The organism is Hoyosella levis (assembly GCF_026008515.1).
Taxonomy (GTDB): Bacteria; Actinomycetota; Actinomycetes; order Mycobacteriales; family Mycobacteriaceae; genus Lolliginicoccus; species Lolliginicoccus levis.
In genome coordinates this window covers 25,825-47,929 of record NZ_BQYM01000003.1, presented here as the reverse complement: position 1 = coordinate 47,929, position 22,105 = coordinate 25,825, and the positions used below count along the sequence as shown (strand labels likewise).

Annotated in this window: 19 protein-coding genes; 10 read left to right on the top strand and 9 right to left on the bottom strand. The window is 68.0% G+C overall.

Annotated elements, in window-relative coordinates; genetic code table 11:
* Nucleotides 1-37 precede the first annotated feature (37 nt).
* Together polA and QC765_RS04185 are read left to right on the top strand one after the other, a co-directional pair.
* Nucleotides 38-2,764 (top strand): DNA polymerase I, encoded by a 2,727-nt coding sequence (gene polA / locus QC765_RS04190; RefSeq protein ID WP_278313381.1) that lies wholly within the window; start codon nt 38-40, stop codon nt 2,762-2,764.
* A 1-nt stretch (nt 2,765) separates the two neighbouring features.
* Nucleotides 2,766-3,881: an NAD(P)/FAD-dependent oxidoreductase gene (locus QC765_RS04185; protein WP_278313179.1), complete on the top strand. Its 1,116-nt coding sequence runs from the start codon at nt 2,766-2,768 to the stop codon at nt 3,879-3,881.
* 12 nt (nt 3,882-3,893) lie between these two features.
* Here the strand turns inward: QC765_RS04185 and QC765_RS04180 are convergent, their stop codons facing one another.
* Nucleotides 3,894-4,958, bottom strand: a complete 1,065-nt coding sequence (locus tag QC765_RS04180) for a GlxA family transcriptional regulator (protein WP_278313178.1) — start codon at nt 4,956-4,958, stop codon at nt 3,894-3,896.
* Between the two features lie 82 nt (nt 4,959-5,040).
* Here QC765_RS04180 and QC765_RS04175 point away from each other — a divergent pair, with 82 nt between their 5' ends.
* Nucleotides 5,041-5,166, top strand: a complete 126-nt coding sequence (locus QC765_RS04175) for a hypothetical protein (RefSeq protein ID WP_278313177.1) — start codon at nt 5,041-5,043, stop codon at nt 5,164-5,166.
* Here the strand turns inward: QC765_RS04175 and QC765_RS04170 are convergent.
* A complete protein-coding gene (locus QC765_RS04170; RefSeq protein WP_278313176.1) occupies nt 5,147-5,737 on the bottom strand; it encodes a 2'-5' RNA ligase family protein in 591 nt (196 codons plus the stop codon). The two genes, QC765_RS04175 and QC765_RS04170, sit on opposite strands and share 20 nt — an antisense overlap.
* Between QC765_RS04170 and QC765_RS04165 the strand changes: the two genes are divergently transcribed.
* Nucleotides 5,736-6,809: an isocitrate/isopropylmalate family dehydrogenase gene (locus tag QC765_RS04165; protein WP_278313175.1), complete on the top strand. Its 1,074-nt coding sequence runs from the start codon at nt 5,736-5,738 to the stop codon at nt 6,807-6,809. The two genes, QC765_RS04170 and QC765_RS04165, sit on opposite strands and share 2 nt — an antisense overlap.
* Nucleotides 6,810-6,926: 117 nt before the next feature.
* Here QC765_RS04165 and trxA read toward each other — a convergent pair whose 3' ends face one another.
* Entirely contained in the window at nt 6,927-7,328 is a 402-nt protein-coding gene (trxA, locus tag QC765_RS04160; RefSeq protein WP_278313174.1) for a thioredoxin, read from the bottom strand.
* A 113-nt stretch (nt 7,329-7,441) separates the two neighbouring features.
* Here trxA and QC765_RS04155 point away from each other — a divergent pair, with 113 nt between their 5' ends.
* On the top strand, nt 7,442-8,116 hold the full coding sequence (locus QC765_RS04155; RefSeq protein WP_278313173.1) for an alpha/beta hydrolase family protein: 675 nt from the start codon (nt 7,442-7,444) through the stop codon (nt 8,114-8,116).
* Entirely contained in the window at nt 8,109-9,878 is a 1,770-nt protein-coding gene (locus QC765_RS04150) for a hypothetical protein (RefSeq protein ID WP_278313171.1), read from the top strand. The genes QC765_RS04155 and QC765_RS04150 overlap by 8 nt, the downstream gene beginning before the upstream one ends.
* A 9-nt stretch (nt 9,879-9,887) precedes the next feature.
* Here the strand turns inward: QC765_RS04150 and QC765_RS04145 are convergent, their stop codons facing one another.
* Genes QC765_RS04145 through QC765_RS04135 form a run of 3 tightly spaced genes read right to left on the bottom strand, consistent with a single transcriptional unit; the run spans nt 9,888 to nt 12,130 of the window.
* Nucleotides 9,888-10,781 (bottom strand): class I SAM-dependent methyltransferase, encoded by an 894-nt coding sequence (locus QC765_RS04145; RefSeq protein ID WP_278313170.1) that lies wholly within the window; start codon nt 10,779-10,781, stop codon nt 9,888-9,890.
* 51 nt (nt 10,782-10,832) lie between these two features.
* Nucleotides 10,833-11,792, bottom strand: coding sequence for a permease prefix domain 1-containing protein (locus QC765_RS04140; RefSeq protein WP_278313169.1), 960 nt, complete (start codon nt 11,790-11,792; stop codon nt 10,833-10,835).
* Nucleotides 11,789-12,130, bottom strand: coding sequence for a PadR family transcriptional regulator (locus QC765_RS04135; protein ID WP_278313168.1), 342 nt, complete (start codon nt 12,128-12,130; stop codon nt 11,789-11,791). Before QC765_RS04135 ends, QC765_RS04140 begins: the two co-directional genes overlap by 4 nt.
* Before the next feature lie 320 nt (nt 12,131-12,450).
* Between QC765_RS04135 and rpsA the strand changes: the two genes are divergently transcribed.
* Both rpsA and coaE read left to right on the top strand, forming a co-directional pair.
* On the top strand, nt 12,451-13,920 hold the full coding sequence (gene rpsA, locus QC765_RS04130) for a 30S ribosomal protein S1 (RefSeq protein WP_278313167.1): 1,470 nt from the start codon (nt 12,451-12,453) through the stop codon (nt 13,918-13,920).
* Between the two features lie 130 nt (nt 13,921-14,050).
* Nucleotides 14,051-15,184, top strand: coding sequence for a dephospho-CoA kinase (gene coaE / locus QC765_RS04125; protein WP_278313166.1), 1,134 nt, complete (start codon nt 14,051-14,053; stop codon nt 15,182-15,184).
* On the opposite strand, the gene QC765_RS04120 is transcribed toward coaE, so the two are convergent.
* The gene (locus QC765_RS04120; RefSeq protein WP_278313380.1) at nt 15,177-15,686 is read right to left on the bottom strand and encodes a ribonuclease FAU-1 family protein; all 510 of its coding nucleotides are present in this window, start codon (nt 15,684-15,686) and stop codon (nt 15,177-15,179) included. The two genes, coaE and QC765_RS04120, sit on opposite strands and share 8 nt — an antisense overlap.
* Nucleotides 15,687-15,787: 101 nt before the next feature.
* Between QC765_RS04120 and uvrB the strand changes: the two genes are divergently transcribed.
* Both uvrB and QC765_RS04110 read left to right on the top strand, forming a co-directional pair.
* On the top strand, nt 15,788-17,935 hold the full coding sequence (uvrB, locus tag QC765_RS04115) for an excinuclease ABC subunit UvrB (protein WP_278313164.1): 2,148 nt from the start codon (nt 15,788-15,790) through the stop codon (nt 17,933-17,935).
* A gap of 190 nt (nt 17,936-18,125) precedes the next feature.
* Nucleotides 18,126-18,578 carry a universal stress protein gene (locus QC765_RS04110; protein ID WP_278313163.1) on the top strand — a complete coding sequence of 151 codons (453 nt, stop codon included), beginning with the start codon at nt 18,126-18,128 and terminating at the stop codon, nt 18,576-18,578.
* 300 nt (nt 18,579-18,878) lie between these two features.
* Here QC765_RS04110 and QC765_RS04105 read toward each other — a convergent pair whose 3' ends face one another.
* Complete coding sequence (locus QC765_RS04105) at nt 18,879-21,170, bottom strand: HelD family protein (RefSeq protein ID WP_507762899.1); 2,292 nt, start codon at nt 21,168-21,170, stop codon at nt 18,879-18,881.
* A gap of 124 nt (nt 21,171-21,294) precedes the next feature.
* Complete coding sequence (locus QC765_RS04100; protein ID WP_278313162.1) at nt 21,295-22,101, bottom strand: DoxX family protein; 807 nt, start codon at nt 22,099-22,101, stop codon at nt 21,295-21,297.
* Between the last annotated feature and the right edge of the window lie 4 nt (nt 22,102-22,105).

Genomic DNA, 22,105 nt, shown 5'->3' with positions numbered 1-22,105 from the left:
CCCTAGACTGAGTCGCGTGAGTTCTCCCGCAGCGAAGATGTCCTCGTCGTCCACCACCTCGAAGGAGAGCGGCGGTCGGCCGCGCCTGCTGCTGCTCGATGGGCATTCGCTGGCGTACCGGGCCTTCTTCGCGCTGCCGGCGGACAAGTTCCAGACCTCGAGCGGGCAGACCACCAACGCGGTGTATGGCTTCACGTCGATGTTGATCACCCTGCTGCGCGATGAGCGGCCCACGCATGTCGCGGCAGCGTTCGACGTATCGCGCCAGACCTTCCGCAGCGAGAAGTTCCCCGAGTACAAGGCGAACCGCGCCAAAACCCCCGATGAGTTCAAGGGGCAGGTGGAGATCACCAAGGATGTGCTTGCCGCGCTGGGCATCCCGGTGATGGCCGAGGCCGGGTTCGAGGCCGATGACATCATCGCCACGCTGGCCACCGCTGCCGCGGCGGAGGGATTCGAGGTGCTCGTCTGCACCGGCGACCGGGACTCCCTGCAACTCGTCACCGACGATGTGACGGTGCTGTACCCGAAGCGCGGCGTCTCCGAGCTCACCCGGTACACCCCGGAGGCGGTGGAGGAGAAGTATGGGCTCACGCCGCCGCAGTACCCCGATTTCGCGGCACTGCGCGGCGATCCGAGCGACAACCTGCCCGGCATCCCGGGAGTGGGGGAGAAGACCGCCGCGAAGTGGATCGGCGAGTACGGCTCGCTCGATGGCCTCGTCGAGAATGTCGACAAGGTGCGCGGCAAGGTCGGCGATTCGCTCCGCGAGAACCTGTCCGCGGTACTGCTCAACCGCGACTTGACCGAGATGGTGCGCGACATGGCGCTGCCGTACCAGCCTGGTGACCTCGAGCTACGGCCCTGGGACCGGGAACGCATCCATGGGCTCTTCGACGAGCTGGAGTTCCGGGTCCTGCGCGATCGCCTGTTCGATTCGCTCTCCTCGGCCGAGCCCGAGGCGGACAGCGGGTTCGATATCCACGGCGCCGTCCTCGAGCCCGGCACGGTCCGCGACTGGCTCGCCACCCACGCCATCGCCGGCGAACGGCATGGGGTCGAGGTCGTCAGCATCCATCGCGTGCATGATGCCGACGCCACCGCGATCGCTCTCGCTGCCGCCGACGGCACGGGCGCCTACCTCGCGACCGAGCAGCTCGCATCCGACGACGAGGCCGCGCTCGGCGAGTGGTTCGCGAGCCCGGATCACCTCAAGGCCGTGCACGACGTCAAATGGGCGATCCATGCGCTGCGTGGTCGCGGCTGGACGCTCGCGGGGGTGGGCAGCGATACCGCGCTCGCCGCCTACCTCGTGCGGCCCGGGCAGCGCTCCTTCAAGCTCGACGACCTCTCGCTGCGCTACCTCGGCCGCGAGCTGCGCATCGACGAGGACGAGACCGAGCAACTGTCCTTGCTCGACGATGCTGACGACACCGACGAGAAGCAGGCACGGGCGGCGATGCTGCGGGCCCGCGCGGTGGCTGATCTCGCCGATGCGCTGGACACCGAGCTCGATCGCATCGAGTCCCGCTCGCTGCTCACCGACATGGAGCTGCCGCTCGCGTTCGTCCTCGCCAACCTCGAGGCAGCGGGCATCGCGGTCGACACCGGCATGCTCGAGGACCTGCGCAAGGAGTTCGCCGGGCACGTCCACGATGCTGCCGAGGCCGCCTACGGGGAGATCGGCAAGCAGATCAACCTAGGCTCGCCCAAGCAGCTGCAGGTCGTGCTCTTCGACGAGCTCGATATGCCCAAGACCAAGCGCACCAAGACGGGCTACACCACCGACGCCGAAGCGCTCGTGGGGCTCTACGAGAAGACGCAGCACCCCTTCCTGCAGCACCTGCTCGCTCACCGCGACGCCACCAAGCTGAAGACCACCGTCGAGGGCCTGCTCAAGACCGTCGCCGATGATGGGCGCATCCACACCACCTTCAACCAGACCATTGCCGCCACCGGCCGTCTCTCGTCGACCGAGCCGAACCTGCAGAACATCCCCATCCGCACCGATGCTGGCCGGCGCATCCGCGAGGCCTTCGTGGTGGGCCACTCCGGCGAGACCAGCTACGACACGCTGCTCACCGCGGACTACTCGCAGATCGAGATGCGGATCATGGCGCACCTTTCCGGCGATGACGGCCTCATTGGCGCGTTCAACGCGGGCGAGGACCTGCATAGCTTCGTCGGCTCGCAGGCATTCGGCGTGCCCCTTAACGAGGTGACCCCCGAGCTGCGGCGGCGCGTCAAGGCGATGTCCTACGGCCTGGTGTATGGATTGTCCGCCTACGGGCTCGCGCAGCAGCTCAAGATCTCCAACGAGGAGGCGAAGTCGCAGATGGAGGCCTACTTCGCCCGGTTTGGCGCGGTCCGCGACTATCTGCACGAGGTGGTGGAGCAGGCCCGCAAGGATGGCTACACCTCCACCGTGTTCGGCCGCCGCCGCTACCTGCCCGATCTGAACCACGACAACCGGCAGCGCCGCGAGGTGGCCGAGCGTGCCGCGCTCAACGCGCCCATCCAGGGCAGCGCCGCCGACATCATCAAGGTCGCGATGCTGCGCGTGCACAAAGCGCTCGACAAGGAGCAGCTCCGCTCGCGCATGCTGCTGCAGGTCCATGACGAGCTAGTTCTCGAAGTGCGTAGCGACGAGCGGGAAACCGTGGAACAGTTGTTGCGTACGGAGATGGAAGGGGCATACACGTTGTCCGTGCCGCTCGAGGTATCGATGGGCGCGGGAACATCGTGGGAGAGCGCGGGGCATTGATATGAGCGAGACCTGGGACGTTGTTGTCATCGGTGGCGGCATGGCAGGCGCATCCATCGCCTACGAGCTAGCCAGCGATGCCCGTGTCCTGCTGCTCGAGGGCGAATCAATGCTCGCCTCCCACTCGACCGGGCGCTCCGCGGCCATGTACCTGCCGTCCTATGGTGGCGACGTGGTGCGGGCCCTCACCGTGGCCAGTGGTCCCATTTTTGACTCCCTTGCCGAGCAGTGGGGGGACACGCACCCGCTGACCCCGCGCGAGCTGTTGTGGACCGCGTTCGACGACGAGAGCGATGCCGCATTGACATCGATGCTCGCCGCGCAGGAAGGCAGTGTCGAGAAGCTCGATGCGCCTGCCGCGCTCGAGAAGTCATCGCTGCTCAAGCCGGAGACGCTGCGCTGGTGCGTCCTCGACGGCGGCGGCCAGGACATCGATGTGCTCGCGGTCCATCAGATGTACGTGCGCGGTTTCAAGTCGCGCGGCGGCACCACCCGCACCGGAGCGCGCGTCACCGGCCTCGAGCAATCCGGCTCGGCCTGGCGCATCACCACCGGGAGCGAGACCCACGAGGCCGGCCTTGTCATCGACGCCGCCGGAGCCTGGGCCGATGCGATCGCGAGCATGGCCGGCGCGCGCCCGCTCGGGCTGGTGCCCAAGCGCCGCACCCTGTTCCTCAGCCCCGCGAGCGTGCCGGTCGATCCGCACGGCCCCACCATCGGTGACCCGGCCGAGCGCTGGTACTTCAAGCCCGAGGGCGACGGCATCCTCGCCTCGCCCGCCGACGCCGACCCCGTCGATGCTGGTGACGCGAAGCCCTCGGAGCTGAACATCGCTCGCGCCATGGAGGAGATCAACGAAGCCACCACCCTCGGCTTGCGCACGGTCCGCCGCTCCTGGGGCGGGCTACGCACCTTCGCCCCGGACGGTGTACCAGTGGCCGGGCTGGTACCTGATCTTCCGGGTTTTGGCTTCCTCGCCGGGCAGGGCGGCTACGGCATCCAGATGGCGCCCGCGCTCGCGGTCGCCGCCGCAGCTGTGCTCACGGGCAACGCGATCCCGGACACGATTCCCGTCAATTCCGAGGACCTCGGGCCGCAACGGTTGTGGGCTGCCTAGCTCACGCGGTCCCTAGCTGCCCGCGCCAGAGGGGCCTGGTGCCACTAGCTCGCGGGCGCCGTCCCTGGAGGCCGGATCCCTGGGGGCCGCGTTCTTGGGGGCCGCGAACATGCGGCGGTACTCCAGCGGCGTGACCTGCCGCAAGCGGAGGAAGTGCGCGCGCAGCGCAGCCGCGGACGAGAAGCCCACCAGCGACGCGATCCGCTCGATCGAATGCGGCGACGATTCCAGCAAGTGCTGGGCCGCGAGGACGCGCTGATCGGTCAACCACCGATGCGGGGGCACACCCGTCTCGTCGACGAAGCGGCGCGCGAACGTGCGCGGTGACATGCGGGCGCGCCGGGCCAGTGCCGCGACCGAATGTTCCTCCGCGAGGTGCGCGCACATCCACTCCCGGACCTCCGCCAGCGAATCACCGGTACCTGCAGGGAGCGGCTGGTTGACGAACTGGGCCTGCCCGCCCTCGCGATGCGGCGGCACCACCATGCGGCGCGCGATGCCATTGGCCACCCGGGGGCCTTCGAGCTGGCGCACCAGGTGCAGGCACAGGTCTATCGAGGCAGCCGTGCCCGCGCTCGTGAACACCGGCGGATCCTCGACATACAGCACGGTGGGATCAACGCGGGCGCTCGGGAACCTGCGCTGCAGCTCCGCCGCGTGCCGCCAACGCGTGGTGCAGCGCCTCCCGTCGAGCAGCCCCGCCGCGCCCAGGATGAACGCGCCCGTGCAGAGCGAGGCGACGGGGGTCCCGCGGTGCGCGGCGCGGCGCAGCGCGTCCAGCGCCGGGCCGAGAGAACCAGGATCCTCGCTCACGCAGGTCGAGCCGTCCGGGTTGAGTCCATTGCCGCCCGCGTTGACGATGATGAGCCCGGCACGGTCGAGCAGGTCGAGATCATGCTCGGCGGGGATGCTGTAGCCGTAGCGCGTGGCTACCGGCCCGGGCTCGGCGGCCACGAGATCGAGGTGGTAGAGCGGCAGGCCATCATCGCGGCGGTCCACGCCGAACACCTCGCAGGCGACACCGAGCTCGAAGGTCTCGGTCTGCGAGGGCAGGAGCACGGCAACGCGAAGCACCATGCCACCAGTGTGGCAGGAAATCGATGCGAAATGGCATTGCCGCCACTGTCGCGCGGCGGGCAACCGGAGCAGAGTAAATCCCATGACAGTGCTTCTGGTGTTCGCTGGAGTCCTGGTGCTGCTCAACCTGCTCGCGCTCGCTGGGATCGGCGCGGACACCCACCAGGAGATCCTGCCGCACGGTTCGCTCAACTGGTGGGGTCACTGATAGTGGCGTCGTCGGTTCCGGCGATGAGCCATTCCCGGTGCTCATCCCCATCCCAGCGGCGGGCGGCGATGATGCGGCCGTGGAGGTCATGCCGCCGCGCGACGGTACCGATAGCGGTACCGCAATCCGCCACGGGCACACGCTTGGCCAGCGTCGCGTGCGGGGTCCATTCCCCGGGCGCCGTATGCCGCGGCTGGCCCGGGCAATCCCGCATCGCGGACCACACCGCCCGGTGCGCCTCCATGAGCTCCGGCGAGACCGTGATCGCGCGCGCGATCACCACCCGGCCCGTGCCGAACACCAGCAGTCCGCCCAGCGTCACCGGGATCGGCAGTGTCCCCAGCGCGCTGGCGAGGGCCTTGTCGATGCGGGGGTAGATCTCGGCGGCCACTCCAATAGTGATGTGGGGCCGATGATGCGGGCGCAGCGCGCGGATTCCGGCGGCGGACAGGGCTTCCCAGTCCGATCGCACCGCGGCATCGAGGACGGGATCAAGGAGCAGCTCGACCGATTGCACCATCGGTCCATTATCGCGCGCGGCCCCGGCCTCGATGCGCGAGGATGGACGCATGGGTGATATCGAGCTCGGGGTCCTGCACGGCGACGGCATCGGTGCGGAGATCGTGCCAGCCACCGTCAAGGTCGTCGATGCCGCGCTGGCCGCGGCGGGCGCGCGCCCCATCGGATGGCACGAGCTCCCGTACGGGCGTGCGGCCATCGACACCCATGGTGATTCGCTGCCCGCCGAGACCATCGATGCTCTCGCCACCATGCCGGGCTGGATCCTGGGCCCGCACGACAATGCGGCCTATCCCGCCGAGCATCGGGCCCGCACCGCCCCGGGTGGCCGGATCCGCAAGGAGTTCGGCCTCTACGCGAACATCCGTCCCGCTGCGGCACTGCCGGGCATCCGCGCGCTGCGCCCGGACCTTGATGTGGTGATCGTCCGGGAGAACACCGAGGGCTTCTACGCGGACCGCAACATGGCGGTCGGGTCGGGGGAGTTCAAGCCCACCAACGACGTCGCGCTCGCGGTCGGTGTGTTCACCCGGCACGCGTGCGAGCGCATCGCCCGCGCCGCGTGCGATCTCGCGGCCGCGCGCCGCAAGCGGCTGACCATCGTGCACAAGGCAAACGTGCTGCCGCTAGCCATGGGAATGTTCCTCGAGGCGTGCCGGGAAGTGGCGAGCGAGTACCCGGGTCTCCACGTCGACGACGAGCATGTTGATGCGATGGCGGCGCTCCTCGTGCGTGGCGGCGACTTCGACGTCATCGTCGCGGAGAACATGTTCGGCGATATCCTGTCCGACCTCGCCGGGGAGCTCTCCGGCTCGCTGGGCCTCGCGGCGTCGCTCAACTCCTCGGATACCCAGGCGATGGCACAGGCGGCGCACGGCGCTGCCCCCGACATCGCGGGGCGCAACCGCGCGAACCCGACCGCGCTGTTCCTCTCCGCGGCATTGCTGCTCGAATGGCTTGCCGGGCAGCGCTCCGACCGCCGCCTGCACGATGCGGCACACCGCATCCGCCACGGGGTCTCCACGACCCTGGGCAGTGGTGTCGCTACCGCGGACCTCGGTGGCCTCGCCTCAACGAGCGAGTTCACCGAGCTAGTGCTGGCCCGGGTGGCGCGCCGGGGCTGATCATGCTGGGACAGGCTATGCCGGGATCGGGCGGCGCCATGCGGCGTCTTCGGACATGCCACGGGGAGGCAGGATTACTGCCTCCCCGGTGACTGCCGACCTGCGGCGAGCGCCTGCCTACTGCTGGTTCTCCTGCTGCGGAGCCTCTTGGTCCGGGTTCTCCTGCTGCGCGGCGATCTGCTCGCGGACCTCGTTCATGTCGAGATCCTTGACCTGGGTGATCAGGCTATCGAGCGCGTCGGCCGGCAGGGCGCCAGGCTGCGCGAACACGAGGATTCCCTCGCGGAACGCCATCACGGTCGGGATCGACTGGATGCCCGCAGCGGCCGCGAGCTGCTGCTCGGCCTCGGTATCGACCTTGGCGTGCACCACATCGGGATGCTTCTCCGACGATGCCTCGAAAGTCGGGGCGAAGGACTTGCAGGGGCCGCACCATTCGGCCCAGAAGTCCACCAGGACCACGTCGTTATCGGTGATCGTGGTTTCAAAATCGGTGTGGGTAAGGGCCTGAGTCGCCACTGGTATTCCTAACGTTGATCGTTTCCGGGGTGGTGCCCCGGCTCGGTCTACCCTACGTAACGAGATCGCGCCGCGAAATGTTCCAACCGCCGCCGTCCGCTACGGTCGTCCGCATGGAATCCGTGCCGACACCTCCCGTGGTACCCATCGAGCTCGGCGACGGTGATTCCGCGGTCACGGGCTACCTGCACGAGTGCGCCGCACCGCGCGCGGCGCTCGCGCTTTCCCACGGCGCGGGCGGCGATGCCACGAGCCCGTTGCTGGTCGAGGTCGCCAGCGAGCTCGCGCGCAAGGGCATCCTTGTCCTCCGCTTCAACCTGCCGTTCCGCGTCCGTCGATCAGCCGGGCCCCCGCACCGCGCGCACGCCGGAATCGACCGCGCGGGAATCGCCCTGGCCGCGCGCGAGCTGCGGGAGCGCACGGACGTGCCGGTGTTCACCGGCGGCCATTCCTACGGCGGTAGGCAGTCGAGCATGCTCTGCGCGGAGGAGCCGGGCATCGCGGACGGCTTGCTCCTGCTGTCGTATCCTTTCCATCCGCCGGGCAAGCCGGACCGGATGCGCACCGAGCACTTCCCAGCGATCTCCCGGCCGACGATGTTCGTGCACGGGGATCGCGACCCGTTCGGCACCGTCGACGAGGCCACCGCCGCGCTGCGCGAGCTCGCTTCCCCCACCCGGCTCGTCGTGGTCGAGGGTGCGCGCCATGATCTCGGGGGCGGCCGTCGCCCCGCGATGACCGCGACGAGCGTTGCCGCGGCGCTGGAGCTGCTGGTGCCCGATGCGTGAGCCCCGGCGCTCGGCGATCCTTGGCTGGGCCATGGCGATCATGGGCGTCGCGCTGCTGCTTCGCGGCTGGGTGCTGCACGAGGGCTACTTCTACTGGGACGACTTCATCCTTGCGAGCCGCGCTGCCCGCGAGGCGCCCTGGTCGGCGGACCTTCTCCTGGCGAGCCACGACGGGCATGTGATGCCGCTGGCGTTCCTGGTGACGTGGATCGTCACCGCGGTGAGCCCGCTCGGTTGGGGGGTCGCCGCCGCATCGGTGCTGCTGTTGCAGGCGCTAGCGCTGGTGGCGGTGCTGCGCATGCTGGTCATCCTGGTTGGTTGGCGGCCCGTGCTGCTGGTCCCGCTCGCATGGTTCGCGCTCGGCCCGCTCACGCTGCCTGCGATGGCATGGTGGTCCGCCGCGCTCAACGCGCTCCCGCTGCAGGCCGCGATGGCGTGGGCCGTCGGCGATGCCGTCCTCTATGCCCGCACCGGTCGCCGGCGGTGGCTGGCGAGCAGCGTCGTGGTGCTCGTGCTGGGCCTCGGCTTCTTCGAGAAAGCCGTAGTTGTGCCGGCGGTCGCGCTGGCAGCGCTGCTGCTGTGGGCGCGGATCACGGGAGCCAGCCGCGGAGCGCTCCGCCGGACGTGGCCGATGTGGCTTGCCCAGGGGCTGGTGCTGGTGGCCTGGTTGCCCTTCTATTGGCTGGCCGGGGCCCGTGATGCGGTGTGGGACGGCCTGGGCAGCTATCCGCGGTTCCTGGGGCGCGCGGTCGCCGATGGCGTAGTACCAGCCCTGGTGGGCGGGCCGTGGCAGTGGGAGCGGTGGCAGCCCTCGACGCCGTGGGCGGACCCGCCCCTGGCGCTGGTTATCGTGGCCCTGGCCGTGGTCGCCGGGGTGATCGCACTGGCGGCGTGGCGCCGGCAGCATGCGTTGCTCGTCCTGGGCGCGGTGGTGCTGTATGTCGCAGCAACCCTGGTGCCGGTGGCGGCCGTGCGGGGCGGCAATGGCACGGCCATCGAGATCGTTCTGTCGCTGCGCTATCTCGCTGATTCCGCAGTGGTCATCGCGATCGCGATCGCCCTGGTGCTCGTTGCTCCGCCCCGTGATCCTCGCCGGGCAATGCCGATGATGCTCCGGTCCGTGTCGCTGGCCCTAGCAGGGGCCGTGCTTGTCGCCGGCAGCACGTGGACGACCATCGCCTTCTCGCGGTCCTGGTCCGATTCCCCGGCACGCGCGTACATGGAGGGCATCCGGGCCAGCACGGCGACCGGGCGCGCCGAGATCCTCGAGCAGGAAGTGCCGTGGGCGGTTCTCGGGCCCGTCGCCTATCCCATGAACCTCGCGAGCGGGTTCCTCGTGCCGCTGCGCGACCGCATCGTCGTGACCGATTCGGTGACGGAGCTACGGATGATTACCGACGACGGAGCCATCGTGCCCGCGGAGGTGTGGTGGAACCGGCGCATCCAGCCTGGTCCTGTGCCGGACTGCGGGCACCGGATCACCTATAGCGCGCCGCGCCGTGTGCCGCTCGATGGCGCGATGATCGAGCATGGATGGACGGCCCAGCTGAACTATTTCGCCTCGGGGTCGGGGAGCGCCATGATTCGCTTCGACGACGACCGGGGCCGCGAGGTCCTGTTCCCGGTCGAGGCCGGGCTCAACACGGTGTACGTCCGCCTCGTGGGAAGCGGGGACACGCTCGTGCTGCGCACGATGGAGCCGGGCCTCGAGATGTGCGTGGGCACCGGGCCGGTCGGGGTTGCCGTGCACTCGGGCGAGTAGCAGCCGCTCTCAGGCCGCGGGCTTGCGCGTCCGGAAGATCGCGGTCCCGGGGAAGTGCCAGCCCCGCAGCGGGCTCCATTGCCCCCATTCGCGATCGAGCCACTCCGGCCACTCGGGCTCGACGACATCCTCGAGCACGAGACCAGCAGCGACGATCTCGCGGATCCGGTCACCCATCGTGCGGTGATGCTCGACGTAGGCCGGTATCCCGTTGGAGTCGACCTCCACGTACGGGCTGCGGTCGAAGTAGGAGGACACCACGGTCAGGCCGCGGGGACCGGGATCGTCGGGGAACATCCAGCGCATCGGATGGTTGATCGAGAACACCCAGGGCGCTCCAGGCCGGAGGACGCGCGCTACCTCCCGCATGACGCGGGCGGAATCAGCGACGAAGGGCACGCCCCCGAAAGCGGAGCAGGCCGCGTCGAACGTCTCGCTGGCGAACGGCAACCGCTCCGCCGAGGCCTGCACCAGGGGCACCTGCGGCCCGCCGCACGCCATCACATCACGAGCTCGAGCCAGCATGCCCGTGGATATGTCCAGCCCGATCGCGGTGGCGCCATTGCTGGCCAGCCACCGCGAGCACGGCGCGGAACCGCACCCGATCTCGAGGATTCGCTTGCCCGTGATGTCGCCGAGCAGGCGCATATCGCCCTCATGCAGCGACTCGGGGCACCAGATGAACTCGCCCGCGGGGGAGTCGACGCCGAGGAAGTCCGCGTGCTCGTCGTGGTACGCGATGGCGTCGTAGTCCCACCAGGCGCGGTTGGCGGCATCGCTCTCGGGCGAGGTCACGCGCCGGTGGGAGACGGTCGTGTGCTCGGGGTCGGGCGCGGCATCGGTGGATTGGTGCTCGGGGGAATCGGGGCTCATGCTTCCTGCCACTGGTTGATCGGGAGGCATCAAGCGTAGCCAGCGGCGGGCGAGGCCGGCCGCTGGCTACGCTTGATACAGCTAGGCGGCAGCGCGCGACTTGCGCAAACCGTCCACGCTGTCCCAGATCGCGATCGCCGCGACGACCAGGATGATGAGCCATGGGTTGATCGTGGGGACCGAATCCCACTGCGCTCGTTCTGCGATCGTCACGAGCAGTTCGGGGTTGATCAGCTTCTCGGCGCTGGCTAGCCAGCCGATGACCGCGAGGAATGCCACGTTCGCTGCTGTGTTCGCGATCGCGATGGGGTAGTTCCATTGGCCGCGAACGTACTTGGCGATCTCGATCGCGAGCGAGAGGACGAGGATGGCGATGATGACCTGCATCCAGCCGTTCCACAGCTCGGGGTCGAGCATCGGAACGCGGGCGTCGTCGAGCGTGGAGACAGGTGAGCGCAGGTGCTGCCAGAACAGGAACCCGATGGCGATGAGGATGAACGCCATTCCAGCGACCGTCTCGCCGCGGGAGATCGTTGTCGTGCCGGTGGTGGCTGGCAGTGAATCCGGGTCCCAATCCTCATGCTCGAGGACGTCTTCCTGGCCACCGGATCGCTCGATGATCGCGAACACCAGCGTCACCCAGAACACGAGTTGCACGGCGACCTCGATGGTGACGCCGATCGCTGAGCCCAGCACGCCGGCGATCGGTTCGTCCTCGACCAGCTTGACCGCGACGATCACGATGGCGATGACAGGAAGGACGATCGTGGCGAGCAGCTGGAGCAGCCTGACGTAGTCCGGGAAGAGCTCGGGCCCGATCAGGTACTGCGGCCGGTCGCGGTACTTGCCCGCCAGCGCGCGGGGCTCGCCCAGCTCGACCAGCGCGGCCCGCTCAGCGTCGGCGTGCGGCTGGCCAGCGTCGGTGCGCGCGTCGACCATGTCGGTGATCGCCACGGTCAGCTCGGCGGCGATGTCTCCGCGCTGCTTCTCGGGGAGGCGCCGGACGACGTCCCATACGTAGCGCTCGGTGAGAGTAGTCATTCCGCTTCTCCTCGTGAGAGTGATTCGATGGATGCGTTGAGGTGCCGCCACTCGTCGGTCAGTTCCTGGAGGATGGCGGTACCGAGCTCGCTGACGCGATAGAACTTGCGTGGCCTCGGCTCCTCGGTATTCCACTCGCTGTCGAGGAGTCCCTGCTTGTCGAGGCGCCGCAGGAGCGGATAGAGGGTATTGCCGTCGACCTCGAGGCCTGCCGCTCGCAGCGATTCAAGCAGCGCGTAGCCGTAGCGAGGCTCGGAGAGTGTTGCCAGGCAGGCCAATGTGACGGTGCCCCGGCGTAGCTCCTGCAAGTGCCCTGGTAGTACCTCGTCCCGCGTCATGACTCCTACAATACAGTGTGACGCACAGTAATGTACAGGGCCTTAAGCTAGGCCGGGCGCCTGGCATGCAGGGCGGGGAATCGATTGCTGTTGCTGCGGGTTGGGTTTGCCGCATAACTGTGTGATCACGTACTCTATTCGTGCTGTGCCGTGTGCACGGTAGGGTTTTGCGTGTGCCTGAGGGTGCTCGAGGGCTGCCCGGGAAAAGCCTCCCGGCTCACTCGTTCTGCGGTGTCTTCCAGCAGGGGCGCTCGAGGTGCCGCGCGGGCCTGCACCTGTCCATGTAACTTTGAGTCCAAATGTCCGGAGCACCTCACCTAATGCCCACCACAACCTCGACCTCGCCGCAGGTAGCCATTAATGACATTGGCTCCGCCGAGGATTTCCTCGCCGCCGTCGACGCAACCATCAAGTACTTCAACGACGGCGACATCGTTGAAGGGACCATCGTCAAGGTCGATCGTGACGAGGTCCTGCTCGACATCGGCTACAAGACCGAGGGTGTCATCCCGTCCCGCGAGCTGTCGATCAAGCACGATGTCGATCCCAGCGAGGTCGTCACGGTCGGTGACGCTGTCGAGGCACTCGTCCTCACCAAGGAAGACAAGGACGGGCGCCTGATCCTGTCCAAGAAGCGCGCGCAGTACGAGCGCGCCTGGGGCACCATCGAGGCGCTCAAGGAGAAGGACGAGGCCGTCAAGGGCACCGTCATCGAGGTTGTCAAGGGTGGACTTATCCTCGACATCGGCCTCCGTGGCTTCCTTCCCGCTTCCCTGGTCGAGATGCGCCGCGTCCGCGACCTCCAGCCGTACGTCGGCAAGGAGATCGAGGCCAAGATCATCGAGCTCGACAAGAACCGCAACAACGTGGTCCTGTCCCGCCGCGCATGGCTCGAGCAGACTCAGTCCGAGGTTCGCAGCGAGTTCCTCCACCAGCTCCAGAAGGGCCAGGTCCGCAAGGGCGTCGTGTCCTCGATCGTCAACTTCGGCGCCTTCGTCGACCTTGGCGGCGTCGACGGCCTCGTGCACGTCTCCGAGCTGTCCTGGAAGCACATCGATCACCCCTCCGAGGTCGTGCAGGTCGGCGACGAGGTCACCGTCGAGGTCCTCGATGTCGACATGGACCGCGAGCGTGTCTCCCTGTCGCTCAAGGCGACCCAGGAAGACCCGTGGCGCCAGTTCGCCCGCACCCACGCCATCGGCCAGATCGTGCCCGGCAAGGTCACCAAGCTCGTTCCGTTCGGCGCGTTCGTCCGCGTCGAAGAGGGGATCGAGGGCCTCGTGCACATCTCCGAGCTCGCCGAGCGCCACGTCGAGGTGCCGGACCAGGTCGTCAGCGTCAACGACGATGCCATGGTCAAGGTCATCGACATCGACCTCGAGCGTCGCCGGATCTCGCTGAGCCTCAAGCAGGCCAACGAGGAGTACACCGAGGAGTTCGACCCCGCCAAGTACGGCATGGCCGATTCCTACGACGAGGCTGGCAACTACATCTTCCCCGAGGGCTTCGATCCCGAGACCAACGAATGGCTCGAGGGCTTCGAGAAGCAGCGCGAGGAGTGGGAGGCCCGCTACGCCGAGGCCGAGCGTCGCCACAAGATGCACACCGCCCAGATGGAGAAGTTCGCCAAGGTCGAGGCAGAAGCCGCCGAGGCCGCACCGAGCAACTACTCCTCGGACAGTGGTGTCGCCGAGGCAGCAGCCGCGCCGACCACCACCGGTTCCGGGACCCTCGCCAGCGACGAGCAGCTCGCCGCGCTCCGCGAGAAGCTCTCCGGCAACAACGGCTGATCCAGCCCAGCATCAACACCGAGCCCCGGCCTTACAAGGCCGGGGCTCGGCCCGTTCCGTCGTCGGTATCGTGCCCCGCATCCGCAGCCACCGCGAACCACCCGCGCCCTGGTATGGCACACTCGACCGCGTGCTACGCGTAGGCCTCACCGGCGGCATCGGAGCCGGAAAATCCACCGTCTCGACCAGGCTCGCCGAGCTCGGCGCCACCATCGTCGACGCCGACAAGATCGCCCGTGAGGTCGTCGAGCCCGGGACCCCCGGCCTTGCCGAGCTCGTCGACGCGTTCGGCACCGAGATCCTCACCAGCGAGGGCACGCTCGATCGCCCCGCCCTCGCTGCCGTCGCCTTCAGCGACGATCAATCCCGCGCCACCCTCAACAGCATCGTGCACCCCCGCGTGGGGGCGCGCACCGGCGAGATCATCGCCGCGGCACCACCCGATGGCATCCTCGTCCACGACATCCCGCTGCTCATCGAGAATGGCCTCGCGCCCACCTGCCACCTCGTGCTCGTCGTGCACGCGGAGGAGGACCAGCGCGTCCACCGCCTAACCAGCAGCCGTGGCATGCCCGAGACGGATGCGCGCGCCCGCATCGCCGCCCAGGCCACTGACGAGCAACGCCGCGCCGCCGCCGACATCTGGCTCGACAACACCCAGGATCGCGAGCACCTGCTCCAGCAGGTCGCCGCGGCCTGGCACGATCGGCTCGTCCCGTTCGAGCACAACCTGCGCACCCGGGCCCCTGTCCCGGTTCCGGTCACGCCGAGCGAGCCCGATCCCCGGTGGGCGGAGCAGGCTGCCCGGCTCGTGGCCCGGCTGCGACTGGCCTGCGGTGGCACGGGTGCCGCTGTCGAGCACGTCGGCCCCACCTCGGTGCCGGGAGTTCCCGCGCCAGACTCGATCGATATCCAGATCGCTGTCGCGGACCAGGGCGAGGCCGACGAGCTCGCGGACCGCCTCGCCGACGCCGGATTCCCTGCGACGGATACTGCCAGCACGGGCACCGCGGGCTCGGGCGCCGCAGGTGTCGACGACGACGTGCTCGCGCGCCACGCCAATGCTGATCCTGGGCGTCCCGCCACGGTGCATCTCCAGCGAGCGGGGACCCCGGGCCAGCGGCTCGCGATCACGCTGCGCGACTGGCTGCGCTCAGACGATGCGGCCCGCGCCGAGTACGCGGACCGGCTGCAACGGAGCGCCAACGGAGACCGGGCAGCGCTCGAAGCGTGGCTCGAGCAGGCTCGCGCCCGGCTCAGCTAGCAGCGGAGCGCCACCGCAAGGGAATGCCCTGGGCGGCGAGCCATTTCATCAAGGAATGCTGATGAGCGGCGATGCCGCTCATCACGGTGGTCGCGGTCAGCACGGCAGTCGATGCCTGGTCGACCGACAGAAGCCCCGCCTGGTGCGCGGCGAGCAACTCGTCCACGTCCTCGAGATAGGCGTCGCGGCCCTCGCGCACAATGATGTCGAGATAGTGATCCACTGACGTCCAGGCCGGATCGGATGCAGTGAACTCGCCGATATCGATGTAGTAGTCCTGATCGCGCTCGTGCCCCGGGTTGAAGTGGAAGATCGTGACGCGGATCCGCAGGCTGGGCAGCAACCAGGACTCCATGTAGTGGAACTGCCGATGATCCGCTGGCCGCCCCATGTACAGGCCCCACGGCTCGGAGATGTAGGTATCGACCGCGCGCACGAAGCCTTTCGGATCGGTGTTCGTGCGAGCCGCGACGTCGAACGCCTCCAGCTTCGGGGGATGTATTCCTTGGTGGGTCGAGGCGGGGTGCTCGGGCATCACCCCACCGTACTGTCCGCCGGTGACCGGCGTGGGAATTGTCGGCCCCGCTCACTACCCTGTTGCTTATGGCGTTCGCGACCGAGCAAGACCACGATCCTTCCGGTGTCCCCGATGCGGTGCTCGCGCATTCGGAGTACCGGCCGATCCACGAGGTAGAGCGAACCAGCGGTCAATTCACCGTGGTCAGTGACCACACGCCCGCTGGTGACCAGCCTACGGCGATCGCGGGTCTCGAGCGTCGGCTGCGCGCGGGGGAGAAGGACATCGTGCTGCTCGGCGCGACGGGCACCGGCAAGTCCGCGACCACGGCCTGGCTCATCGAGAAGGTGCAGCGGCCGACGCTCGTGATGGCGCCGAACAAGACGCTCGCCGCCCAGCTCGCCAACGAGCTATCGGAGATGTTCCCGCACAACGCCGTCGAGTACTTCGTCTCCTACTACGACTACTACCAGCCCGAGGCGTACATCGCGCAGACCGATACCTACATCGAGAAGGACTCATCGATCAACGATGATGTGGAGCGGCTGCGCCACCGTGCCACCTCGAGCCTGCTCTCCCGGCGCGACGTGATCGTTGTGTCCTCGGTGTCGTGCATCTACGGCCTCGGCACGCCCCAGTCCTACCTCGACAGGTCGATCGTGGTATCGGTAGGGGAGGAAGTTTCCCGCGAGCGGTTGCTGCGCCTGCTCGTCGATATCCAGTACACCCGCAATGACATGGCGTTCACGCGTGGTGCGTTCCGGGTGCGCGGCGATACGCTCGACATCATTCCCGCTTACGAGGAGCTCGCGGTACGCATCGAGTTCTTCGGCGACGAGATCGATTCGCTGTACTACATCCACCCGCTCACTGGTGATGTCGTCGAGCAGGTCGAGTCAGTGCGCATCTTTCCGGCCACGCATTACGTCGCCGGACCGGACCGGATTGAGAAGGCCATCCGCAGCATCGAGCAGGAGCTCGAGGCGCGCCTCGCGGACCTCGAGAACCGGGGCAAGCTGCTTGAGGCCCAGCGCCTGCGCATGCGCACCTCCTATGACATGGAGATGATCCGTCAGGTGGGGTTCTGCTCGGGCATCGAGAACTATTCGCGCCACGTCGATGATCGCGCTGCCGGGACCCCGCCAGCAACGCTGCTCGACTATTTCCCCGATGACTTCCTGCTCGTGATCGACGAGTCCCACGTCACGGTTCCGCAGATCGGCGGCATGTACGAGGGCGACATGTCCCGCAAGCGCAATCTCGTGGAGTTCGGCTTCCGCCTGCCATCGGCGATGGACAACCGGCCATTGACCTGGGAGGAGTTCAGCGCGCGGGTCGGCCAGACCGTCTACCTGTCCGCCACTCCGGGGTCCTACGAGCTCGGGCGCACCGGCGGGCAATTCGTCGAGCAGGTCATCCGGCCCACTGGACTCGTGGATCCCAAGGTCGTGGTCAAGCCCACCAAGGGACAGATCGACGATCTCGTCCACGAGATCCGCGATCGCGTGGAGAAGAACGAGCGGGTACTCGTCACCACCCTGACGAAGAAAATGGCCGAGGATCTCACCGACTACCTGCTCGAGCTCGATATCAAGGTCCGGTACTTGCACTCCGATATCGACACGCTGCGCCGGGTCGAGCTGCTCCGCCAGCTCCGGCTCGGCCATTTCGACGTGCTCGTCGGCATCAACCTGCTGCGCGAGGGCCTCGACCTGCCAGAGGTGTCCCTCGTCGCGATCCTCGACGCCGACAAGGAAGGCTTCCTGCGCAGCTCCACGAGTCTCATCCAGACCATCGGGCGCGCGGCCCGCAACGTCTCGGGCGAGGTCCACATGTATGCCGACCGCGTCACCGACTCGATGCAGCACGCCATCGAGGAGACCGACCGGCGGCGGGCCAAGCAGATCGCCTACAACACCGAGCACGGTATCGAACCGGCCCCGCTGCGCAGGAAGATCGCTGACATCCTCGACCAGGTTTACGAGGAGGCCAACGATACCGAGCGCAGTGGCGCGCGCGGAGGCACTGGAGCGCACACGACGGCAGGCATCCGCGAAGGCCATGACGCCAAGTCGATGCCCCGGGCCGAGCTCGCTGATCTCATCGATCAGCTCACCGAGCAAATGGTGGGGGCCGCCCGTGATCTCCAGTTCGAGCTCGCGGCCCGGCTTCGCGACGAGATCGCTGACCTGAAGAAGGAACTACGGGGCATGGATGCCGCCGGAATGTCCTAGAAGGCACGACACACCCGGAATGTGAGGAACATCGCGGTCCAAGATCGTGGCAGTTTGGTGTTTTCCGCCCGAAACTTGCCGTGGGAGGCCAGCGATACCGCTAGTGTTTCCGCTAGTAGTGTTTTGATGCACGCACTCACTAGTGCAAGCTGTGAGGCCCCGAGCGCAGGCAAGATCATGGGAGGAACGAATGACCGCCTACCGCACGATTGTCGTCGGTACCGATGGTTCCGAGTCATCACTGAAGGCTGTCGAGAAGGCGGGCTCACTCGCTGGTGACGAGAGCGCCCGCCTCGTGCTGGCGTGCGCCTACTACCCGACGGATCCGAAGGAGCTCGGTGACGCCGCGGATGTCCTCAAGGACGACGCCTACCAGATCACTGGTGCCGCGCCCACCTATGACATCCTCCGCACGGCGCGCGAGCGCGCAGCATCCGTCGGCGCGAAGAACATCGTCGAGCGCGCCGTGGTCGGCGCCCCCGTGGATTCGCTCCTCGCCCTCGTCGAGGAAGTCGATGCCGATCTGCTCGTCGTGGGCAACCGTGGGCTCAACACCATCACCGGCCGCCTCCTCGGGTCGGTTCCGTCCGATGTGGCGCGCAAGTCCGCCAGCGATGTGCTGATCGTCCACACCACCCGCTGACAAAGCGTCCTCCGGCAGCACCGCAATGCTGACGGAGCAGGTAGAGCGTGAACAATGCCCGCCCTGGCTAGACCGGGGCGGGCATTGTGCTGCGTGGGCCGGTGTGCGGCAGCGGCCGTAGACGCGGCCGGGCATCGGCCGTCGCCGTCGCCGTCGCCGTTGCTGTCGCCGCAAACGCGATAGAAACCGCAGAAAACCCAGGTCGATTTCTATCGCGTTTGCCGGTTTCCCGTGCTTTTGCCGCCCCGGCTACGGCACTGCGGCAGCTACGGCACCGCCCCAGCGCTCGGACCGCGGCGGCTACCGCACCGACGCCGCCTGGTCCATGCCAGCGGGAAGGGGAGCGTGGTGGATGACCGCGAGCCGTTGCGTGGCACGGGTGATCGCGACGTACAGGTCGCTCATTCCTCGTGTTGACTGTGCGGCGATCGCGCCTGGCTCCACGATCAGTACCGAGTCGAACTCGAGGCCTTTCGCCTCGCGCACTGAGAGCACGGATACCTCGGTTGCCGGGTCTCCGGGGGCAGCGCTGCGCACCTGCTCCACCAGGTCGTCCGGGGCGAGGATCACGGCGGTCCCGGGTTCCTCGCGCCACTTTCCTAGGTGCTCCCACGCGGCGGGCGCGAGATCATCAGCGCCAGCATGCTCGATCACCGGTGCGTGGCCAGAATGCCGGATCGAGCGGGGCGCATCATGGCCGGGAGCGAGCTCGGCGAGAACGCCGCTAGCGACATCCATGATCTCGGCGGGCGTGCGGTAGTTGACGCTGAGCCCCTGGAGCCGCCAGCGTTGCGCCACATACGGTTCGAGCGCATCGCTCCAGGAACCGGCCGAGGCTGGGCTCCCGGTCTGCGCGGGATCGCCCACGATGGTCATCCACCGGTTCGGGGTCCGTCGCATCACCATGCGCCAGGCCATGGGGGAGAGCTCCTGTGCCTCATCGATGATGGTGTGGCCGTAGGTCCATTGGCGATCCGCGGCGGCCCGCTCGGCGGTGGTGCGGTGGTGGCGGTGCTGCTGCCGCTCGGCGAGGGTCTCGGCGTCTATGAGGTCATATGCCATGAGTATCTCGGGGTCCAGGTCATCCTCGAGGTCCTGGGGCGCGGAACCGGTGAGGATATCGAGCGCGTCCTGGGCCTCGGCGATGCGGGCCCGCCACTGCGCGCGCGCCGCCTCGTCGTCGTCATCGTTGTCGATCCCGATCAGCTCCGCGAGCTCATCGAGGAGGGGCGCATCGGTGTCGCTGAACATGGTGCTCCGCTCCCGGAGAATGGTCTCCTGCTCGTCCGGAGCAAGCTGGTCGCCGCCCGCGGTCTGGAGCCGGGCTGGATCACTGAGCAGCTCCATGAGCACTTGCTGGGGCGTGAGCATCGGCCAGAGCGAATCCAGCACGCCACGCACTGCCGGGTCGGCCCGCAGCTCATCACGGATATCCGCGAGATCGTCCCGGTCGAGCAGGTCCTGGCCACCGTCGATGCCTGCGCTGAGCGCCTTGCGGTATTGGCTGGCAAGCAGATCAACGGCCGTGCTGACGAAGATCTCGCGGGCCTTGTTGTGCGGACGGCGGGACGAGCGCGCGCGCCCCCGGGCCCGGGTAGCAAGTGACTTGTCCACCCGCAGCGTGTACGTATCGAAGGGCACCTCGATCGGGGCGCCCGGCACGGTCTGCCAGTCGCGCACGGCGGTCTTGAGGACATCGACCATGCGCATCGATCCCTTGATCGCGGCCACAGCGTCCGGGTCATGGCTGCGCGCCGTGACGCCGGGGTAGAGGTCCCCGACAGTGGAGAGGACGACGCCCGTCTCGCCGAGAGAGGGGAGCACCTGGCTGATGTAATCGAGGAAGGTGGAGTTCGGGCCAATGATCAGCACGCCGGAGCGCTCGAGCTGCTCGCGGAAGGTGTAGAGCAGGTAGGCGACGCGGTGCAGGGCCACGGCCGTCTTGCCGGTTCCAGGCCCGCCCTCCACGACGAGGACACCACGATGGTGCGAGCGGATGATGACGTCCTGCTCGCGCTGGATGGTCGAGACGATGTCGGTCATGTGACCAGTACGGGCAGCACTGATCGCGGCGAGCAGCGCGCTCTCCCCAGCGACCCCCTCGCTCACGGTCTCGCTGCTGCCATCGCTGCTCGCGGTAAGGGCATCCGCGGCGTCCGGGTCGAGGATCTCGTCGTGCAGCGCGGTGATGACGCGTCCCCGTGTCCGGATGTGCCGTCGGCGGGCCACGCCGTCGGGCGAGGCCGGGGTGGCGAGATAGAACGCGCGGGCGAGCGGGGCCCGCCAGTCGAGCAGCAGCGGTTCGCTATCGACCTCGTCATCCCACATGCCGATGCGACCGATGTAGCGGACGGATTCGTCGATGTCGTCGATGCGGCCGAAGCACAGTCCGTTCTCCGCGGCCGTGTACTTGGCGAGCTTGTCGGTGTAGAGCGCGTTGTAGGACTCGCGCTCGGAGAGCTCCTGCGGGTTTTCCTCGCGCATGCGCAGCACGTCGCGGATGCGGGTTCGGGTCTGCTCGCGCAGCGCATCGAGCCGCCCGTACAGCATCGAGACATACTCTTGCTCGCGGTCGATCTCGCGTTGCTCCACCCAGACTCCTTCGACTCCGCCACCAGGGCGTGGGCCGGCGCTTCCCACCCGCGGGAGAGCGCTCGGGCCCACCACCCTAATGCAGCATCAACGTGGAGTCGAAGAACGTTGTTCCCGTGCCGTTCTAGCGGTGGCGAAGCCGCGAGCGGACCTCCGCGGTGCCCTCGCGGGCCGCGCCCGCGGCATGGTGCGCGGCCTCGGATGTGCGGTCGGCAGCCCGGTGATAGAGCTGCCCGCCACGGTCAGCAGCGGCCTCGTAGATGCCCGGGGCCCGCTCGGCGGCCGTGCCGTACCACCGCGAGGTCGTGTCGGCTGCCTCCTCCACGACATCCTTGGTGCGGTCGGCCAGTGTCGACAAGCCGTCAGCGGTGCGCTCGGCGACGGTCGACCAGCCCTCGGCGAGCCGCTCCTTGGTATTGGATCCGGACGACGATGCGGCAGAGCCGATCACGGGAAGCGCCGCGGAGACGGTCCCCGACGCGCGCGTCGCGAACTTCCGTGCCCTCCATCCCACCGACGGGCGGCCCTCGGTATCGGCCGCGGCGATCAGCAGGCCACCGAGCAGGCCGACGTTCTTGAGGAAGTGCTGGCGCTGGTTGGCCCGGGCCGCTGCATCGGTCTCGGCCCAGAATGGATGCTGGACGACAGTCGTCGGGATGAGGCTGGTCGCCAGCACGCCGGAGGCGAGTCGTGGCGCGCGGCCCCAGGCGAGCAGTCCCGCCGCGCCGATCTGCGCGGCGGCGTTGATCCGGGCAAGGGTGACCGGGTCCTGGGGGAGCTTGCTCGAGACGTCTGGGGGCAGTGTGCCGTGCGCGTAGTCGATGAACGGTGCTGCCTTGTCCGCTACCTCGTTGGGCTGGCGCAGCGTGTTGATGCCGTTAGCGATGAACACGCCGGCGATCATGGGGCGCGCGATTCTCCGGAGGATCATGACT

Bases quoted from the DNA above. Each gene is read 5' to 3' on its own strand.
- QC765_RS04145 (WP_278313170.1), bottom strand. From the start codon at position 10,781: ATGCCTCCCGATCAACCAGTGGCAGGAAGCATGAGCCCCGATTCCCCC.
- QC765_RS04185 (WP_278313179.1), top strand. From the start codon at position 2,766: ATGAGCGAGACCTGGGACGTTGTTGTCATCGGTGGCGGCATGGCAGGC.
- polA (WP_278313381.1), top strand. From the start codon at position 38: ATGTCCTCGTCGTCCACCACCTCGAAGGAGAGCGGCGGTCGGCCGCGC.
- QC765_RS04175 (WP_278313177.1), top strand. From the start codon at position 5,041: ATGACAGTGCTTCTGGTGTTCGCTGGAGTCCTGGTGCTGCTCAACCTG.
- uvrB (WP_278313164.1), top strand. From the start codon at position 15,788: ATGGCGTTCGCGACCGAGCAAGACCACGATCCTTCCGGTGTCCCCGAT.
- QC765_RS04150 (WP_278313171.1), top strand. From the start codon at position 8,109: ATGCGTGAGCCCCGGCGCTCGGCGATCCTTGGCTGGGCCATGGCGATC.
- QC765_RS04140 (WP_278313169.1), bottom strand. From the start codon at position 11,792: ATGACTACTCTCACCGAGCGCTACGTATGGGACGTCGTCCGGCGCCTC.
- QC765_RS04155 (WP_278313173.1), top strand. From the start codon at position 7,442: ATGGAATCCGTGCCGACACCTCCCGTGGTACCCATCGAGCTCGGCGAC.
- QC765_RS04180 (WP_278313178.1), bottom strand. From the start codon at position 4,958: ATGGTGCTTCGCGTTGCCGTGCTCCTGCCCTCGCAGACCGAGACCTTC.
- QC765_RS04100 (WP_278313162.1), bottom strand. From the start codon at position 22,101: ATGATCCTCCGGAGAATCGCGCGCCCCATGATCGCCGGCGTGTTCATC.
- QC765_RS04165 (WP_278313175.1), top strand. From the start codon at position 5,736: ATGGGTGATATCGAGCTCGGGGTCCTGCACGGCGACGGCATCGGTGCG.
- QC765_RS04135 (WP_278313168.1), bottom strand. From the start codon at position 12,130: ATGACGCGGGACGAGGTACTACCAGGGCACTTGCAGGAGCTACGCCGG.
- QC765_RS04170 (WP_278313176.1), bottom strand. From the start codon at position 5,737: ATGCGTCCATCCTCGCGCATCGAGGCCGGGGCCGCGCGCGATAATGGA.
- QC765_RS04110 (WP_278313163.1), top strand. From the start codon at position 18,126: ATGACCGCCTACCGCACGATTGTCGTCGGTACCGATGGTTCCGAGTCA.
- rpsA (WP_278313167.1), top strand. From the start codon at position 12,451: ATGCCCACCACAACCTCGACCTCGCCGCAGGTAGCCATTAATGACATT.